The organism is Gilvimarinus sp. 1_MG-2023 (assembly GCF_030548285.1).
Genome location: NZ_JAUOSC010001237.1, coordinates 1 through 258, shown reverse-complemented (window position 1 = coordinate 258; position 258 = coordinate 1). Strand labels below are relative to the sequence as shown.

Genomic DNA, 258 nt, shown 5'->3' with positions numbered 1-258 from the left:
CTTTGTGACTATGGTATTGATCCGGCACGATGACAGTCGCCCGAGAGCGGCTACCATGGCTGTTTGAGGCTCCGCCAACGTGCTTTAATCAAAGGATCGACCAAATCACTGAGCAGAGATTTCCCGGCTGCAAGACCAGCCGCAAACAACAAATACAATTTACTAACGAACCGTTTTCCGGAGGCATGATGCATCCCGTCGTTGAGCAGGTCACCAAGCGCATTATCAAACGTAGTCAACCCACTCGTCGTGCTTACC

At 51.2% G+C, this 258-nt stretch carries 1 protein-coding gene; it reads right to left on the bottom strand.

Annotated features, from left to right (window positions below; all coding sequences use genetic code 11):
• Positions 1-50: 50 nt before the first annotated feature.
• A partial coding sequence (locus Q4563_RS20815; RefSeq protein WP_303605872.1) for a hypothetical protein occupies positions 51-258 on the bottom strand: 208 nt, incomplete at its 5' end.